This is a genomic window from Polaromonas sp. (assembly GCF_041689105.1).
Lineage (GTDB): Bacteria > Pseudomonadota > Gammaproteobacteria > Burkholderiales > Burkholderiaceae_C > Polaromonas.
On record NZ_JBDNGU010000045.1, the window covers coordinates 1 to 16,784 of the forward strand.

Sequence of the window (16,784 nt, forward strand, 5' to 3'; positions counted from 1 at the left end):
GTTGGTCGGCGTGCCTCTGGCGCCTATCCACAAGCCATCGGGCTGGGCGAACTTGTCGTTGTTGTCGGAGCGCAGCGTCAGCCATTTGACCGGGCCGGTGACCTCGTCGCCTGCGGCATTCTTTGGCGCATTGAGCGCCATCAGGAAAGGCCCGGTGCCGGCAAATTCATTGGCTTCACTAAAACCCTTGATGGCCCAGACGCCGTGATTCGACGTGCCGCCCAAGACGGCGTGGCTCACGCGCGCCGCGCCGCCGCCGTTGTAGATGTAGTTGCGGATGGCGTTGCCACCGCGCGAGTTGCCGATCAGCACGACCTGGCGGGCGCCGGTGGCTTTCAGCACTTTCTCGACTTCTGCCTTGAGGTAAGCCATGTGCTCGGTGGTGGACGTGCGGCCGGGCTGCGCCTTGCCGTCATCGTCACGCGCCAGCGGGTAGGGCAGGTCGATGGCATGCAGGCGCTCGCGCGGCCAGCCGTTGGACTCAAAACGCCAGACCGTGGTCTGCCAGAGCGCGGCGGTGTCGCCGTTGCCGTGGACAAAAACAATTGGTGGCTGCGATTCAAGGCTGGGCGCTGTGGCACAGGCCGCCAGCAGCAGGCTGCTGGCGACGATGGCGAAGAGGCTGCGGCGTGTTGTCATGTTTGTCTCCTAACGGTTTTTTAACAGGGACTGGCGGTTAAAAGCTGTCTTCCTTCGACAAGCTCAGGACGAACGGGAATTGGGAAGCGTGGGCGCTGTTCCCCATACAAGCAGGGGCCGCGGAACCGGCTTTGCCGTGCCGCAGGCACAGTGGCCGCCTCGGGGGGAAGGGAGCTACACGCAGTGAGCGACCGTGGGGGCCACATCTTTAGGCAAATACGCCGGCCGTGTCCTGCATCCTGCTCGAAACCTCGCCCAAATGGTGCAAGGTATCGCCAAAACTCATTTCCATCTGCGTCAGGCGCTTGAAGTAATGACTGACGATGTATTCGTCGGTCACGCCGATGCCGCCATGCAATTGCACCGCCTGCTGGCCGACAAAACGCATGGAGACGCCCAACTGGTACTTGGCACGCGCCATCGCGGCACGGCGTTCGGCTGCCGGTGCATTGAGCTTGAGCGAGGCGTAATAACTCATGGAGCGGGCCAGCTCCAGCTGCATCTTCATATCGGCCACGCGATGCCGCAGCGCCTGGAAGCTGCTGATCACCACGCCGAACTGTTTGCGCACATTCATGTATTCGACGGTGATGGCCAGTGTCTTGTCCATCACGCCGACGGCTTCGGCGCAGGTCGCGGCAATGCCGATGTCGGTGGCATGCTCCAGCGCCGTCAGGCCGTCCAGCGTGATCAGTGTGGCTGGTGCGTCCTTGAGCATCACGTCAGCTGCGCGGCCGCCGTCCTGCGTGCCGTAGCCATGGGTGGTGACGCCCTGGGCGGTGCGCCCGACCAGGAACAGCGCGATCTTGCCCTGCACCTGCGCCGGCACGATGAAAGCGTCGGCCATGTCACCAGCGGGCACTATGCTTTTGGTAGCTGTCAGCGTCCATCCGGCGCCGGCTGCAGTCGCTTTTGCTTCACACACATCGAGTTGGTAGCGGGCCGCGCGTTCTTGCGACGCGAGCACCACCAGTGCTTCGCCACCTGCGATTTTCGGCAGCCAGGCGGCTTTCGCATCGGCGGACGCGTAGCCGGACAACACGGCGCCGGCGATCAGTGTTTGCGCCAGCGGCTCAAGCACGATGCCGCGCCCCAGCTCTTCCATCACGACCATGCCCTCGACGGGCCCCATGCCCATGCCGCCATCGCCTTCGGCGATGTACAGGCCGCTCAGCCCCAGCTCGGCCAGCTGGCCGTAGGCCTCACGCGAGAAACCGCCGGCTTTGGCGATGCCGCGGCGGCGCTCGAAGTCGTAAGCCTTCGCAACCCACTTGCCCACTGCATCGCGCAGTTGTTCCTGGTCGTCAGTGAAATCAAAATCCATGGTGTGTCTTTCTTAACCGAGCACGAATTGCGAGACGATGTTGCGCTGCACTTCGTTGCTGCCGCCGTAAATTGTCGTCTTGCGCATGTTGAAGTAGGTCGAGGCCAGTGGCGCATCGCCCGGAAGGCCGCCGGGGAAGTCGCCCTGCCAGCCGGCTTCCATGGCCTCCTCGATGAAGGGGAGGCTGAAGGGGCCGGCGGCCAGCATCATCAGCTCGCTGTAGCGCTGCTGGATTTCGCTGCCGCGGATTTTCAGCAGGCCGGCAATGTCCAGCGAGTTCTTGCCAGACTTTTCGGCCGACAACACTCGCAGCACCAGCATCTCCAGCGCCACCACATCAACTTCCAGTTTGGCGATCTCGTCGCGGAAACGCGCATCGTCGTAGACACCTTCGGCTTTGGCGATGCGTTTGAGCCGCTCCAGTTCGCGCTTGGCCCGGTTCACATCAGCGATGTTGGTACGTTCATGGCTGAGCAGGTGTTTGGCGTAGGTCCAGCCCTTGTTTTCTTCACCCACCAGATTGTTGGCCGGCACTTCGACATTGTCGAACCACACCTCATTGACCTCGGCCTCGCCGTCCATCAGCACAATCGGCCGCACCGTCACGCCGGGCGACTTCATGTCGATCAGCAGAAAGGAAATGCCGGTTTGCGGCTTGCCTTCAGTGCTGGTGCGCACCAGACAGAAGATCCACTCGCCGTACTGGCCCAGCGTGGTCCAGGTTTTCTGGCCGTTGACGATGTATTTGTCGCCGACGCGCTCGGCGCGGCATTTGACCGACGCCAAGTCCGAGCCAGCGCCCGGCTCGCTGTAACCCTGGCTCCACCACACGTCGCCGCTGGCGATGCCGGGCAGAAAGCGCTGCTGCTGCTCAGGGGTACCGAAGGCCATGATGACTGGCGCCACCATCACCGGGCCGAAGGGCACGACGCGCGGCGCACCGGCCAGCGCGCATTCTTCTTCAAACAGATGTTTTTGCACCGCGTTCCAGCCTGGACCACCAAACTCTTTGGGCCAGCCATGGCCCAGCCAGCCTTTTTTGCCGAGGATTTTGGCCCAGCGCTGCATGTCGTCGCGGCTCAGGCGCAGGGCGTTGTGCACCTTGTGTGAAATGTCGGCGGGCAGATTGGCATGAACCCAGTCGCGAATGTCTTCGCGGAATGTCTGTTCTTCGGGGGTGAAAGCTAAGTCCATGAGGTGCGGGTCTCCGTCGGGTTCAAGTTACCGCTGCATTTTTAGCACGGTCGTTCATAATTTTATGTCCCAGTTGGGACAAATAGCGAGCGATTCCGCCTTGCAGAACCCGGGCCAGAGGGATGGGGTGCTGCGCCCCGGATAATCAGCGCACTTTGCCTTCGTACCGCACCATCATCAGCGCCCTCAGTGTTGGCCAGATTCTTGTCTGGGCTGTCATGTATTACGGCTTCTCCTCGTTTGTGCTGCCCATGCAGCGCGACATGGGCTGGAGCCAGCCGGACATCATGGGGGCATTCACGGTGGGCCTGATGGTCTGGGGGTTGGCCACTTATGCGGTCGGCGCGGCGATCGATCGCGGGCGCGGGCGCGAGGTGCTGACGGGTGGCGCCTTGCTGGGCGCGGCCGGATGTGCGCTCTGGTCGCAGGCGTACAACCTGCCGTTGCTGTATACTGCTGGGCCATGCTGGGGCTGGCCATGGCCATGACGCTGTACGAACCGGCCTTCATGGAGATCACCAAACGTTTCCCGGAGCATTACCGCCGGGGCATCACCACCATCACCCTGGTCGGCGGTTTTGCCAGCACGCTGTCGTTTCCGGCGGTGGCTTGGCTGCAGGCCCGGCTGGGCTGGCGCCCCGCGCTGCTGGTGATGGCGCTGGCCCTGCTTCTGGTGGCACCGCTACACGCCTGGGTGTTGCGCGGCGCATGGAAGATGCCACCGCCAGCCGGTGCCGCGCTGGTGGAAGTGGCGCAGGACCAGGCGACGCTGCGCCAGGCCATGCAGGGCAAGACCTTCTGGCTGCTGACCGCCACCTTTACCCTCTACACCTTTGCGCTGTCCACCATCTGGGCGCACCTGATGCCGGCGTTTGAGTCGCGCGGGCTGTCGCAGGCCGAGGCGGTGGCCGTGATGGTCTGGTTCGGCCCGGCGCAGGTGGTGGGGCGTTTTGCTTTCCTGTGGTTGGGCCGATCGCTGAACCACCGTGCGCTTGGGCTCATGGTGCTGGCCTTATTTCCGCTGGCACTGGTTTTGTTTGCCGTGGGCCGCCAGCCCTCGGTACTAGTTGCATTTGCGGTGTTGTTCGGCGTGGCCAACGGGCTGATCACCATCGTGCGCAGCAACATCGTGCCGGACTTCTACGGCCGCGAACACGTGGGCCGCATCAGCGGTGCCATGTCGGGCATCGCGTTGTGCACACGCGCGGCAGCGCCGTTCCTCACGGCCTGGGCCCTTCTCGGGCTCGGTGGCTACACCGGCCTGCTGTGGGGGCTGGCGGGCATGGGCTTGGCGTCCCTTGCGCTGTTTGCGCTGGCCCGGCGGCCTCTGCCCCGACCCTGACCGCGATAATTCACAGCATTCTCCACGCGCATGCCCAACCCCAAAAACATCGTCATCCTGATTTCAGGCAGCGGCTCCAATATGGCGTCCATTGTTCAGGCCGCGCAGTTGCAGGACTGGCATCAACAGTTTGGCGCCAGCGTCGTGGCAGTGATCAGCAACCGGCCCGGCGCGGCCGGCCTTCAACGGGCTACATCGCTGGGGGTGACTACGCAGCTGCTGGACCACCGCGCCTTTAACTCGCGCGAAGCCTTTGATGCGGCGCTGATGCAACAGGTTGACAGCTACCAGCCAGCCCTCGTTGTGCTGGCTGGCTTCATGCGCATCCTCACCCCGGGGTTTGTTGACCACTACACCGGGCGCCTGATCAATATCCATCCTTCGTTGCTGCCAGCCTTCACCGGCATCAACACCCACCAGCGCGCCATCAATGCCGGCTGCCTGGAAGCCGGTTGCACGGTGCACCAGGTCACCGCCGAGCTGGACCACGGCCCCATCCTGGCACAGGCGGCCGTGCCGGTGCTGCCGGGCGACACGGCCGATACGCTGGCCGCGCGCGTGCTGGTGCAAGAACACATGCTCTATCCGCAGGCGGTGCGCGCCTGGCTGCAAAGCCAGCCCTGAGTGGCGCACGTACAAAGGGATACCCGCGTCGCGTACACGGTTGAATCCAGTCGCCAGACGCCCCCGTATTGAACACAGTCGTTGATGTCCCATCCTGGATGTCGGCTCATTGCGCAACTTCAAAGGGTATTTACATGCAAACGAAACACAAACTGGCTTCCATCGGCCTTGCGGTCGTCATGTCCATGGCTGCGGCTTCTTCCTTCGCCCAGGTGATGGTGGGCGGCGCGCCCATGCTGGCTTCCAAGGACATCATTGACAACGCCGTCAATTCCAAGGACCACACCACGCTGGTCGCCGCCGTCAAGGCTGCCGGCCTGGTCGACAGCCTGAAAAGTGCCGGTCCCTTCACCGTGTTTGCTCCGACCAACGCCGCTTTTGCAGCATTGCCCGCAGGCACCGTGGACACGCTGCTCAAGCCTGAAAACAAGGGCATGCTGACAGGCATCCTGACTTATCACGTTGTTGCCGGAAAAATGGACGCTGCAGCCATCACCAAAGCCATTGCTGACGGCAAAGGCACGGCCACGCTGAAAACCGTGGCTGGCGGCACACTGACCGCCAAAGCGGCCGGCGGCAAAGTGATGGTGATGGATGAAAAAGGCGGCTCGGCGACGGTGACGATTGCCGACGTGTATCAGTCCAACGGCGTGATTCACGTGGTTGACAAGGTGCTGTTGCCTAAATAATTTCCGCTATGCCTCCCTGGAGGCAGGCCGGAAATACAAAGCCCCCCACGGTTTGCGCCGTGGGGGGCTTTTGTTTGTTGGGGCGCCGCTTAAGCCTGCGCCAGCTGGTGCAGTGCCGCCTTGACGATGCTGGCCGCGTCCACACCGAAAAATCCGCGCAGCGCAGCGCGCGTATCACTGCGGCCGAACCCATCGGTGCCCAGCGTCAGATAGCCGCGTCCGGGTGGCAGGAAGGCGCGAATGCTTTCCGGCACGGCACGCACGTAGTCGGTGGCGGCCACGATGGGACCATCGCTGGTTTTCAGCTGCTCGGCAATGAAGGCGTCGGTTGGAGGTTCACCCGCGAGTGCGCGCCGCTGGCAGGCAGCGCCGTCGCGCGCCAGCTCGCTCCAGCTGGTGACGCTGTACACCGTCGCTTCGATCCCCTGGCCGGCCAGTTGCTGCGCTGCCTTGATGACTTCGGTCAAGATCGCCCCCGAGCCCATCAGTGTGATTTTTTCAAGCTTTTTAGGCCTCTGGCCTATGTCAGACCGGCGCGCGTAGCTATCAAATAAATAGCAACCACGAAGGATGTCAGCCTCAGAGCCGGGCCGCAGGTCAGGTTGAGCGTAGTTTTCGTTCATCAGCGTGACGTAATAAAACACGTCCTGCTGCTCCACCATCATCTCGCGTACGCCCTGATCGACGATGACCGCGAGCTCGCACGCGAAGGCCGGATCGTAAGCCTTGCAATTGGGAATGGTGGCGGCCACCAGGTGGCTGGAGCCGTCCTGGCGCTGCAGGCCTTCGCCGCCCAGGGTGGTACGGCCCGAGGTCGCGCCCAGCAAAAAGCCGCGTGCGCGCTGGTCGGCGGCGGCCCAGATCTGGTCGCCCACGCGCTGGAAGCCGAACATCGAGTAGTAAATATAGAAAGGCAGCATGGCCAGGCCGTGCACGCTGTAGCTGGTGGCGGCTGCCGTCCAGCTTGCCAGCGCGCCGGCTTCGCTGATGCCTTCCTCGAGGATCTGGCCGTCCAGCGCCTCACGGTAGCTGAGCACCGAGCCGATGTCCTCGGGCGCGTACTTCTGCCCCACGCTGGAATAAATGCCGACCTGCTTGAACAGGTTGGCCATGCCAAAGGTGCGTGCCTCGTCGGCGACGATGGGCACGATGCGCGGGCCCAGCGCCGCGTCTTTCAGCAGGCCGCCCAGCATGCGCACTAAGGCCATGGTGGTGCTCATCTCCTTGCCGGAGGCGGCCAGTGCGAAGCTGGCGTAGGACGGCAGGACGGGCACAGCGATGACATCGGCGGCGGTGTCGCGGCGCGGCAGGTAGCCGCCCAGCGCCGCACGCCGCGCGTGCAGGTACTGCATCTCGGGGCTGTCGTCGGCTGGTTTGTAAAACGCGAGCTGCCTGGCTTGTTCGTCCGACAGCGGCAGGTTGAAGCGGTTGCGAAATTCCAGCAGGTCGGCCTCGTCGAATTTTTTCTGCGAATGCGTGGTCATCTTGCCCTGGCCGGCGCTGCCCATGCCGTAGCCTTTTTTGGTGTGCGCCAGGATCACCGTCGGTTGGCCGGTATGGTTGGCCGCTGCGGCATAGGCCGCGTGGATTTTCACCAGGTCATGGCCGCCGCGTTTGAGCCGGTCGATCTGTTCGTCCGTCATGCCTTGCGCCAGGCGGGCCAGTTCTTCGTTCTGGCCAAAGAAGTTGTCGCGGTTGAAGCGGCCATCCTTGGCAGCAAAGGTCTGCATCTGGCCGTCGACGGTGTGGGCAAAGGCCTGGCTCAAGGCGCCAGTCAGGTCGCGCGCAAACAGGCCGTCCCAGTCGCTGCCCCAGACCAGCTTGATGACGTTCCATCCCGCGCCGGCAAACAGCTTTTCGAGCTCGTCGATGATGCGGCCGTTGCCGCGCACCGGCCCGTCGAGGCGCTGCAGGTTGCAGTTGACGACCCAGACCAGGTTGTCCAGGCCTTCGCGCGCCGCCAGGGTCAGCGCGCTCATCGATTCGGGCTCGTCCATCTCGCCGTCGCCGAAAACACCCCACACTTTCCGCCCGGCGCAGTCGAGCAGGCGGCGATGGGTGAGGTAACGCATGAAACGCGCGTGGTAAATCGAACTGATCGGACCGATCCCCATGGAGCCCGTCGGAAACTGCCAGAAGTCCGGCATCAGGTAGGGATGCGGGTAGCTGGACAAGCCCTGCGCATCTTGTCCCGCAGCGCCCAGTTCCTGTCGGTAAAAACCAAGATCTTTCTCGGCCAGCCGGCCTTCGAGAAAGGCGCGTGCATAAACACCCGGCGCGCTGTGCGGCTGGAAAAACACCAGGTCGCCGCGATGTTGTCCTTCGCCCAGACCCTCACGCGCGTGGAAAAAATGGTTGAAGCCGGTCTCGAACAAGTCCGCCGCACTGGCGTAACTGGCGATGTGGCCGCCCAGCTCGGCCGAACCGCCGGACTCGGCCTGGTTGGCGCGCACCACCATGGCCAGCGCATTCCAGCGCATCAGCGAAGCCAGGCGTTCTTCCATGGCCAGGTCGCCCGGAAACACGGGCTGCTCGTTGACGCCCACGGTGTTGACGTAGGGCGTGGCGAGTTCGGGCTTCCAGCCGATGCGCTGCTCACGGGCCAACCGCGCCAGTTCATCGAGCAGGTAACGGGCGCGCGCCGGACCCTGCGCAGCAGCCAGCGCAACAAAGGCCTCGCGCCACTCGGCACTTTCCGCCGGGTCGGCGTCGGCCGCGTTGATGGGGGAAGGCTGCAGGGCGTGAAGGGGAAGGGGGGCGTTCATACTGCTCAATATACGTAATTTGTGCCCACATGAGATATCAATGTGAAGCGTAAAATCCATAAATTGCAGCATAAAAGTCTAAAAACTAACTAAAAATCAACTTATGAAGCTGGATACGATGGATTTGCGGATATTGGGCGAGCTGCAACGCGACGGTGCCCTGTCCAATGTCGAGCTCGCCAGGCGCGTGCATCTGAGCCCGTCGCCCTGCCTGGCGCGGGTCAAGGCCATGGAGGCTGCGAAGGTCATTGACCGCTACGTGGCGATTGCCAACGCGGCCGCGCTCGGCCTGGGGTTGACGGTGTTTATTTCCATCAGCTTGCGCTCGCAGAACAAGGCCTCGCTGGCCGAGTTCGAGCAGCGGATCGCCGAACACGACGAGGTAATGGAGTGTTATTTGATGACCGGCGACAGCGACTACCTGATCCGCGTCGCGGTGGCCGACATGGGCGCACTGGAAAAATTCATTCTGGAGCAGCTCACGCCGATTCCTGGCATCGACAAGATACGCTCAAGCTTTGCACTGAAGCAGGTCCGTTACAAAACGGCCTTGCCGTTGCCTGTTGCGTGAACGCGCTTCCTGGCCCAAAGGGGGCGTGCGACTGGCGGCTGGCGCCCGTCAGACACTGGGAGGTCTGTCGCTGAGTGCAGGATGCGAAACCTCGATGGCGTTGATCTTCGCCACCAGGTTGTCCCGCTGCGAGCCGTCTTCCGGCGGGAGGCTCGCTGGCTCGCCGGCAACATCGACGAACTGGACGTAACGTTTCGGTCCCGGAACCATGCGCCGCAAGCGGGTCTTGAGGCTGTCGATGATCTGCTGGCCGGTCTGCTGGTCCGGCGTGCCATGCCATAGGGCGATGTGCAGGTTGAACGCGCTCGCATCGTCCAGCTTGTCCGACAGGCGTATGCAGTCGGCCAGAACCTTGGTGGCGACCTCGGAGACAGCTTCGCGGTTGACCGGACCTTCAATCAGCATGAGGAACAGGTTCTCGTCGTAACGAGACGCCGTGTCCATGTCGCGTGTCGCGCGGCGCAGGATTTCGCCGATACGCGACAGAGCCCGACTGCGCTTGAGATCGTTAAGCTCGTCGGGGTTGGAGGTCTGGTCCAGCCAGTGCAGCATCACGACGCCGCACTCTGAGTGCCTGCGGCGCGCGCGCAGCAGCATTTGGCCCAGCCGGGTTTCAATCACCCGGGGCAGCATCAGACCGCTGGCCGGGTCGTAGTTGGCAAGGGCAGCGATGCGGTGGTTGGAAAACAGCGCCGCGCGGCTGCGCCAGGCGAGCACGAAGAAGATCCAGAGCAAACCGACCATGGCCGACAGCACGCCGCCTGCCCGTGCAGCTTCGATGTTCAAAAACCAGCCCGCGTTATAGAACACCCTGGCCAACGCTGCCAGAGCGATGGGAGCGGTACCCAGCAGCAGCAGCAGGTGCCACGCCTGCCCGCGCAGCGACATCCAGACCAAGCTGCTCAGGATAGCCAGGGTGGCGGTGGCCAGCCACAGGTTGCGCAGATCGCGCGGGATGAAGTCCTGTCCGATCGCCATGAGCCCGGCCATGATCAGGCTACTCGCAGTGACGACGGCTAATAGCTTGTAAATGTGCGGGTGGCTGCTACGGGCATAAGTGGCATGGGCACAGAACCAGGCGCCTGCAGCCATGCTCAGTGCTGCGGAGACCCCGCCCATGACCTGGTTGAGTTGAGCGCTGTTCGGCCACATTCGCCAGCCGCCGTAGCCGATCAGTACCAGCTGGGTGAACATCAGCGTTGCCACCAAAGCGCCAAACCACAAAAATACGCGGGTGCGCGCCATCGCAAAGGCGGCCAGGCTCAGCGTGGCAAGCACGGTGAACATGCCCCACATCAGCCCGATCACCACCCCCACGCGTGACGCGCCGTCCACGTACTCGACCGGGGACAGCAGCATGGGACGTCCCGTCAGCGCCCGGCTGTTCTCGAAGTGCAGATAGTAGGTCTGCACGCGGTCACTGCGGGTCTGCAGTTCAAAGCTCGGAACGCGTGTGCGCAATGACCAGTCGGCTGGCGCTATCGCGCGACCGGCGGTCTGAACCAGCCACTCGCCATGCGGGCCACGCGAAAACAGGCTGACCCTGTACAGCGACTGCCCCGGCAGCCGGATGAACCAGGTTTGCAGGGTCTGCGTGGCAGGCAGTGAGAAGGTCACCCAGACGTCCTGGGTGCCGGAGGTCGGAAGCGCCGTGGTGCTGGTGTAGGGCTGCAAGGGCCATGGGTCGGCCGCGATGAACGCCTCCGGCGAAGTCACGCTGCTTTTGGGGACCGCGACCCACTGCAAGGGCTCGGCCAGCGCGATGGAAACGCTGTCCCCCCAAAGGCGGTCAAAGTCCTGCGCGTGGCCTGTTTGCAGCACCAGGCACATCAGCACCAGAAAAAGACTGCGCAAGCTTGCTGGTCCGTATATCCTCATGGCCGTAGCATATTGTAAAAACGCGTGCCGGCAGCGTGTGTAGCTGCCATGTAATCGCGATGTCACATGAATTGAACACCATGCGTATTCCTTCTGCAACGGATCACCCATGCCTGATTTTCGCCTCACAGGAACCCGCCCCGCGGCTGTCCCCTCCCCGATTTTGCCCGTGCTGCGTGTTGACCTTTCCCTTTTTGACGAGCCGCACAATATCGTCGACAACGCGCTGAGCCTGCTGGAAGTCGAGAATTTTCTCAAAGCCAACTGATTCCATTTCAACAGTGCTGTTGTACCGGACCTGATCCGGGATCCATGCCGCATGCGCCACCGGCGCGGGCGGGCGCAGCATGGATTACGGGTCAAGCCCGCAATGACAAACGGATTGAAGTAGAAATGGAATGAGGCGCGGGTAGACCGCAATAGCTATCGAATCAATAGCTGCTTGCGTCCGTCCGACGGGGGCTGAAGGCCTGAAAGGCTTAAGAAATTAAATCTTGGACTGGAACACCAGCCCAGCGTGCTCACGCAGCGCGTGGAACTTGATCTTGGGCCACTGCTGCTCTACCGCGCGCAAGGTGGCGCTGTGGTCCACCAGCAGGGTGGGCGCATCCACGGCGTCGAGCGCCACCCGGTGTGCGTTGGCGTCCATGAATTTTTTCAGCTCGTTTGGATCGTCCGACGTGACCCAGCGTGCCAGGTTGAACTGGCTGCCCATGATGCGCGCTTTGACGCCGTATTCATGCTCCAGCCGATGCGCGACCACTTCAAACTGCAACTGACCCACCGCGCCCAGCAGCAGCAATGAGCCGGCGATCGGGCGGAAGACCTGGATCGCGCCTTCTTCGCCAAGCTGCGTCAGACCGGCGCGCAGCTGCTTGCTGCGCAGTGGGTCGGCCACTTCGACGGCACGAAACATTTCAGGTGCAAAAAACGGCAGGCCGGTGAACTGCAGCGCTTCGCCTTCGGTCAAGGTGTCGCCAAGCTGCAGCACGCCGTGGTTGGGAATGCCGATGATATCGCCGGCAAAGGCGGTGTCCAGCAGCTCGCGGCGCTGGCTCATGAAGCTCACCACGGTGTTGGGCCGCAGCTCCTTGCCGCTGCGCACGACCTTGAGCCGCATGCCGCGCGTGAATTCGCCGCTGGCCACGCGCAGGAAAGCAATCCGGTCGCGGTGCGCCGGGTCCATGTTGGCCTGGATCTTGAAAACCACACCGGAGAATTTTTTCTCTTCGGGGTGAACGACGCGTTGTATGGCGGTGCGTTCTGCAGGCGCCGGCGCCAGGTCCACCAGCGCGTCCAGCACTTCCTGCACGCCAAAATTGTTGATGGCCGAACCGAAGAACATCGGCGTTTGTTTGCCGGCCAGAAAGGCGGCGCGGTCAAATTCGGGCGAGGCACCATTCAGCAGTTCCAGCTCGCCCTGCGCCTGCGTGAACTCGGCACCGAAACGCCGGGTGGCTTCGGCATTGTCCAGGCCCGACAGAATTTCATCGTCGCCACCGGCCTTGTCTTCACCGGGGCTGAACACACGCATGCGTTTTTCGCGCCGGTCATACACGCCGTGGAACAGCTTGCCCATGCCGACCGGCCAGGTGAACGGCACCACCGTCATGCCCAGCTCCTGCTCGATCTCGTCCATCACGCTCATCGGGTCCTGCACCTCGCGGTCCATCTTGTTGACGAAGGTCAGGATGGGCGTGTTGCGCGCGCGGCAGACCTGCAACAGGCGGCGCGTTTGCGGTTCGACGCCATTGGCTGCGTCAATCACCATCAGCGCGGCATCGACGGCGGTGAGCACGCGGTAGGTGTCTTCGGAGAAGTCCTGGTGACCGGGCGTGTCCAGCAGGTTGATCACGCAGTCGCGGTATTCCATCTGCATGACCGAAGAGGCCACCGAGATGCCGCGCTGCTTTTCGATTTCCATCCAGTCGGAGGTGGCGTGGCGCGCGGCCTTGCGGGCCTTGACGCTGCCGGCGATCTGGATCGCGCCCGAGAACAGCAGCAGCTTTTCAGTCAGCGTGGTCTTGCCGGCGTCGGGGTGGGAAATGATGGCAAACGTGCGGCGGCGCTTGACCTGTTTTTCGATTTCAGTGGGTGCGGGAGATTCGGACATAACCCGCGATTATCGGCGACGCGCGCCAAAGCAGCTAACTGAGCTAACTCTCCTGCCTGGCGAAACGCGGTTGGCGCACACCGTCGATCACCACGTCTTCGCTGAACATGGCCGCCGGTCGCACCCACAGCCCCTTCTCGCCATAGAGCGCGCGGTACAGGGTCATGGGCTCCAGGCTTTCGCTGTGGCGCACTGTGCCCACCACTTCGTACATCAGACCCTTGTAGTGGCGATACAGGCCGGGCCGGGTTTCTATCAGTGCAGGAAGGGTGTCTGACATGGTCATCGAGAGAGTGGGCTGCTTTGCGCGCTTGCGGTGGGACAATGGAGGCATGCATCCTAACGCCTTACTCGACAGTTGTACCGTTCTCCTCAAGCAGGTCCTGCGCTTCGACCACCCCGCCGACATGGTGGTGTCGCGCCATTTCCGCGAGCAGCGCCTGGGGCCGCGCGAGCGCGCCACTGTGGCCGAGACGATTTACGGCGTGCTGCGCAAGAAAAACCTCTACACCTACCTGGCTCAGCATGGCAGCGGGCCGGCCGAGCGGCGCCTGGCCATCCTGGGTTTTGCTGCGGAGCGCGACTTTCTGCTGGGCGCGCTCACGGATCAGGAGAAGGACTGGCTGGCGCGCTGCGACCAGGTCAAACCTGAGGACCTGATGGAATTGCACCGGCATAACCTGCCGGCCTGGCTGGTGGAGCCTCTCAAGGCCCAGCTCGGCGACGACTTCTGGCCGCTGGTCGAAAGCCTCAACGCGCCGGCAGGGCTTGATCTGCGCGTCAACACGCTCAAGGATAAAAGGGCAGAAATCCAGAAGGAGCTTGCGAAGGCAGCTATCAAAACTGTAGCGACGCCGTTTTCCCCCTGGGGCTTGCGGATGACCACCAAGCCGGCACTCAACAAACTCGACGCCTTCACGCGCGGCGCCATCGAGGTGCAGGACGAGGGCTCGCAACTGCTGGCCCTGCTGGTCGATGCCAAACGCGGCGAAATGGTGGTGGACTTCTGTGCCGGTGCCGGTGGTAAAACCCTGGCGTTGGGCGCCAGCATGCGCAATACCGGGCGGCTTTACGCCTTCGACACCTCGGGCCACAGGCTCGATGCGCTCAAACCCCGGCTGGCGCGCAGCGGGCTGTCCAATGTCCACCCGGTGGCGATCGCCCATGAGCGTGACGACCGCATCAAGCGTCTGGCCGGCAAGATTGACCGTGTGCTGATCGATGCGCCCTGTTCAGGTCTGGGGACGCTGCGGCGCAATCCGGACCTGAAATGGCGGCAAACGCCGAAGGCGATTGAAGAGCTCACAGCCAAACAAACCGCCATTTTGCAAAGCGCTGCCCGCCTGCTCAAACCCGGCGGGAGGTTGGTTTATGCCACCTGCAGCGTGCTACGCGATGAAAATGAGGCGATTGCCGAGGCCTTCAGCGCTGCGAATAAAGAATTTACCCCCCTTGAAACGGCTGACGTTCTGACGCATCTTGGCGTAGAAGGCGCGGGCAAGCTGTGCAGCGGACCTTACCTTCGCCTGTGGCCTTACCTGCATGGCACAGACGGATTTTTTGCGGCAGTTTGGCAAAAGACCTGATTTTTGCTTTAGTGCAAAGCCATCAATAGCGTGCGTTTGCCCCGCAAATCGCGTGTTTACCGAACTTTTACCGAAATCAGAGGTTTCTGCGGCCTGCCAGTTTGGTGATTGGACGCTGCCCGCCTACAATAGAGGATTGTCCGGCGCTGACCTATGCAAAGTATGAAGTACACAGGTGAAACGGTTGCGGATTGTTTAAAGGACCCCCATGATTTTGTTTGACGCCGCCCTCGACTGGCTGGCCCATGGACTGATCGCCGCCAGCTGGTGGCAAATCGTCTTGTACACGCTGGTGACGACCCACATCACCATCGCCAGCGTGACAATTTACCTGCACCGTCACCAGGCCCATCGCGCCATGGACCTGCACGCGATCCCGTCGCATTTCTTCCGTTTCTGGCTCTGGCTGGGCACCGGCCAGGTCACCAAGGAGTGGGTGTCTATCCACCGCAAGCACCACGCCAAATGCGAAACCATTGACGACCCGCACAGCCCGCAGGCCCACGGCATCAAGAAGGTGTTCTGGGAAGGTGCCGAGCTGTACCGTGCTGAAAGCAAAAACAAGGAAACCATGGTCAAGTTTGGCCATGGCACGCCGCGCGACTGGATTGAGCGCAATCTCTACACCCGCTACAGCTGGCAGGGTGTGGGACTGATGATGATCATCAACCTGGCCCTGTTCGGCGCAGCGGGCCTGGCGGTCTGGGCGGTGCAGATGGCCTGGATTCCCGTGACGGCGGCCGGCATCATCAACGGCATTGGCCACTACTGGGGCTACCGCAACTTCGAGGCGCCTGACGCCAGCACCAACATCTCGCCCTGGGGCATCATGATTGGCGGGGAAGAGTTGCACAACAACCACCACACCTACCCGACATCGGCCAAGTTCTCGGTCAAGCCTTACGAGTTCGACATCGGCTGGGTTTACATCCGTGCCATGGAAAAAGTCGGCCTGGCTACCGTCAAAAAGGTGCCGCCCAAGCTGCAGCTTGGCTCGATCCAGCCGGTTGCTGACGAGAAGACGCTTGAAGCCCTGATTGCCCATCGTTACGAAGTGATGGCCGGTTTTGCACGTGAACTGCGCCGTGCCGGCAAGATCGAAATTGAGGCGCTCAAAGCCCGCAAGGCCGACATTTCGGTGCTCAAGGTGGCCAACCGCTGGCTGCATCGCGATGATGACAAAGTCCCTGCCGCTGCCAAACCCCAGATAGCGCAGGCCCGTGCCGAGCACCCCGTGCTCGACAAAATGGTCACCATGCGTGAAGAGTTGCGCCAGATGTGGCTGTCTACCTCGGCATCGCGCGAGCAGCTTGCCAGCGACCTCCAGGCCTGGTGTCGCCGCGCGGAAGAAAGCGGCATCGCTGCCCTGCGTGACTTCTCCATGAACCTGCGCGCCGCACGCGCCTGAGTTGACCCGCCTGCCGGCAGGCCGGCACCCCCAATTAGGCTGCACCAGCTCGATCGCTGCTGCAGCCTTTTTTCACGTCCGGTGTTTGTGGGAGTCCGACTGCGGCAACGCTTGCAGGTCTGGGCTTGTGCGGCTCCCGGCTTGCTTGCGTTGCAGCGAAGGTGACGGGCTGCGGCCCGGCCGACCATCTGGATGAAGGCGTGCCCGCAAAACCGAACGGGCATAAAAAAACCCGCCGGAGCCCGGCGGGTTTTTCAAAAGCGATGACAGGCAGCGCTGGAAACAGGCTGAATTACTTCAGCTTGATTTCCTTGTATTCCACGTGTTTGCGTACTTTGGGATCAAATTTCATGATCAGCATCTTGTCAGGAGTGGTCTTCTTGTTTTTGGTGGTCGTGTAGAAGTGACCCGTGCCGGCGGTTGATTCCAGCTTGATTTTTTCGCGTGCGCCTTTAGCCATGATGATGCTCCTTAGATTCCGCCGCGGGCACGCACGTCCACAAAGACCGCGTCGATGCCGAGCTTGTCAACTAGGCGCAAACCGGCGCTGGTCACGCGCAGGCGCACCCAGCGGTTTTCAGTTTCAACCCAGAAACGGCGGTATTGCAGATTAGGCAAAAACCGGCGTTTGGTTTTGTTGTTGGCGTGAGA

General features: G+C 62.3%; 17 protein-coding genes. 8 read left to right on the forward strand and 9 right to left on the reverse strand.

The annotated features are described in order from the left end of the window. The 3 genes from ACESMT_RS04025 to ACESMT_RS04035 all read right to left on the reverse strand — a co-directional run. Window positions 1-639: alpha/beta fold hydrolase (locus ACESMT_RS04025; protein ID WP_372825285.1), on the reverse strand; the 639-nt coding region annotated here is incomplete at its 3' end. A 208-nt stretch (window positions 640-847) separates the two neighbouring features. Next, window positions 848-1,963: an acyl-CoA dehydrogenase family protein gene (locus ACESMT_RS04030; RefSeq protein WP_372825286.1), complete on the reverse strand. Its 1,116-nt coding sequence runs from the start codon at window positions 1,961-1,963 to the stop codon at window positions 848-850. A 12-nt stretch (window positions 1,964-1,975) separates the two neighbouring features. Beyond that, window positions 1,976-3,157 carry an acyl-CoA dehydrogenase family protein gene (locus ACESMT_RS04035; protein ID WP_372825287.1) on the reverse strand — a complete coding sequence of 394 codons (1,182 nt, stop codon included), beginning with the start codon at window positions 3,155-3,157 and terminating at the stop codon, window positions 1,976-1,978. Between the two features lie 155 nt (window positions 3,158-3,312). Here ACESMT_RS04035 and ACESMT_RS04040 point away from each other — a divergent pair, with 155 nt between their 5' ends. The 4 genes from ACESMT_RS04040 (at window position 3,313) to ACESMT_RS04055 (ending at window position 5,812) form a co-directional block, all read left to right on the forward strand. Further along, entirely contained in the window at window positions 3,313-3,645 is a 333-nt protein-coding gene (locus tag ACESMT_RS04040) for a hypothetical protein (RefSeq protein WP_372825288.1), read from the forward strand. Continuing rightward, complete coding sequence (locus ACESMT_RS04045) at window positions 3,642-4,499, forward strand: hypothetical protein (protein WP_372825289.1); 858 nt, start codon at window positions 3,642-3,644, stop codon at window positions 4,497-4,499. The genes ACESMT_RS04040 and ACESMT_RS04045 overlap by 4 nt, the downstream gene beginning before the upstream one ends. Before the next feature lie 30 nt (window positions 4,500-4,529). Continuing rightward, entirely contained in the window at window positions 4,530-5,123 is a 594-nt protein-coding gene (purN, locus tag ACESMT_RS04050) for a phosphoribosylglycinamide formyltransferase (protein WP_372825290.1), read from the forward strand. Between the two features lie 134 nt (window positions 5,124-5,257). Continuing rightward, on the forward strand, window positions 5,258-5,812 hold the full coding sequence (locus ACESMT_RS04055; RefSeq protein WP_372825291.1) for a fasciclin domain-containing protein: 555 nt from the start codon (window positions 5,258-5,260) through the stop codon (window positions 5,810-5,812). Window positions 5,813-5,901: 89 nt separating this feature from the next. Here ACESMT_RS04055 and mdeB read toward each other — a convergent pair whose 3' ends face one another. Then, window positions 5,902-8,577, reverse strand: coding sequence for an alpha-ketoglutarate dehydrogenase (mdeB, locus tag ACESMT_RS04060; protein ID WP_372825292.1), 2,676 nt, complete (start codon window positions 8,575-8,577; stop codon window positions 5,902-5,904). A gap of 103 nt (window positions 8,578-8,680) precedes the next feature. Here mdeB and ACESMT_RS04065 point away from each other — a divergent pair, with 103 nt between their 5' ends. Beyond that, window positions 8,681-9,148 carry an Lrp/AsnC family transcriptional regulator gene (locus ACESMT_RS04065; protein WP_372825293.1) on the forward strand — a complete coding sequence of 156 codons (468 nt, stop codon included), beginning with the start codon at window positions 8,681-8,683 and terminating at the stop codon, window positions 9,146-9,148. 48 nt (window positions 9,149-9,196) lie between these two features. Here ACESMT_RS04065 and ACESMT_RS04070 read toward each other — a convergent pair whose 3' ends face one another. Next, complete coding sequence (locus ACESMT_RS04070; protein WP_372825294.1) at window positions 9,197-11,002, reverse strand: 7TM diverse intracellular signaling domain-containing protein; 1,806 nt, start codon at window positions 11,000-11,002, stop codon at window positions 9,197-9,199. Window positions 11,003-11,135: 133 nt separating this feature from the next. On the opposite strand from ACESMT_RS04070, the gene ACESMT_RS04075 reads away from it, so the two are divergent. Next, the gene (locus ACESMT_RS04075) at window positions 11,136-11,294 is read left to right on the forward strand and encodes a hypothetical protein (RefSeq protein ID WP_372825295.1); all 159 of its coding nucleotides are present in this window, start codon (window positions 11,136-11,138) and stop codon (window positions 11,292-11,294) included. Window positions 11,295-11,513: 219 nt separating this feature from the next. On the opposite strand, the gene ACESMT_RS04080 is transcribed toward ACESMT_RS04075, so the two are convergent. Together ACESMT_RS04080 and ACESMT_RS04085 are read right to left on the reverse strand one after the other, a co-directional pair. Then, entirely contained in the window at window positions 11,514-13,139 is a 1,626-nt protein-coding gene (locus ACESMT_RS04080; RefSeq protein ID WP_372825296.1) for a peptide chain release factor 3, read from the reverse strand. Window positions 13,140-13,182: 43 nt separating this feature from the next. After that, window positions 13,183-13,419 carry a DUF1653 domain-containing protein gene (locus ACESMT_RS04085; RefSeq protein WP_372825297.1) on the reverse strand — a complete coding sequence of 79 codons (237 nt, stop codon included), beginning with the start codon at window positions 13,417-13,419 and terminating at the stop codon, window positions 13,183-13,185. Between the two features lie 52 nt (window positions 13,420-13,471). Here ACESMT_RS04085 and ACESMT_RS04090 point away from each other — a divergent pair, with 52 nt between their 5' ends. Together ACESMT_RS04090 and ACESMT_RS04095 are read left to right on the forward strand one after the other, a co-directional pair. Beyond that, on the forward strand, window positions 13,472-14,725 hold the full coding sequence (locus ACESMT_RS04090; RefSeq protein WP_372825298.1) for an RsmB/NOP family class I SAM-dependent RNA methyltransferase: 1,254 nt from the start codon (window positions 13,472-13,474) through the stop codon (window positions 14,723-14,725). 208 nt (window positions 14,726-14,933) lie between these two features. Then, window positions 14,934-16,133 carry a fatty acid desaturase gene (locus tag ACESMT_RS04095; protein WP_372825299.1) on the forward strand — a complete coding sequence of 400 codons (1,200 nt, stop codon included), beginning with the start codon at window positions 14,934-14,936 and terminating at the stop codon, window positions 16,131-16,133. Between the two features lie 292 nt (window positions 16,134-16,425). Here the strand turns inward: ACESMT_RS04095 and rpmG are convergent, their stop codons facing one another. Together rpmG and rpmB are read right to left on the reverse strand one after the other, a co-directional pair. Further along, window positions 16,426-16,593, reverse strand: a complete 168-nt coding sequence (gene rpmG / locus ACESMT_RS04100) for a 50S ribosomal protein L33 (RefSeq protein WP_168921250.1) — start codon at window positions 16,591-16,593, stop codon at window positions 16,426-16,428. Between the two features lie 11 nt (window positions 16,594-16,604). Then, window positions 16,605-16,784, reverse strand: a 180-nt coding sequence (gene rpmB / locus ACESMT_RS04105; RefSeq protein WP_372825300.1) for a 50S ribosomal protein L28, incomplete at its 5' end; no start/stop codon positions are given.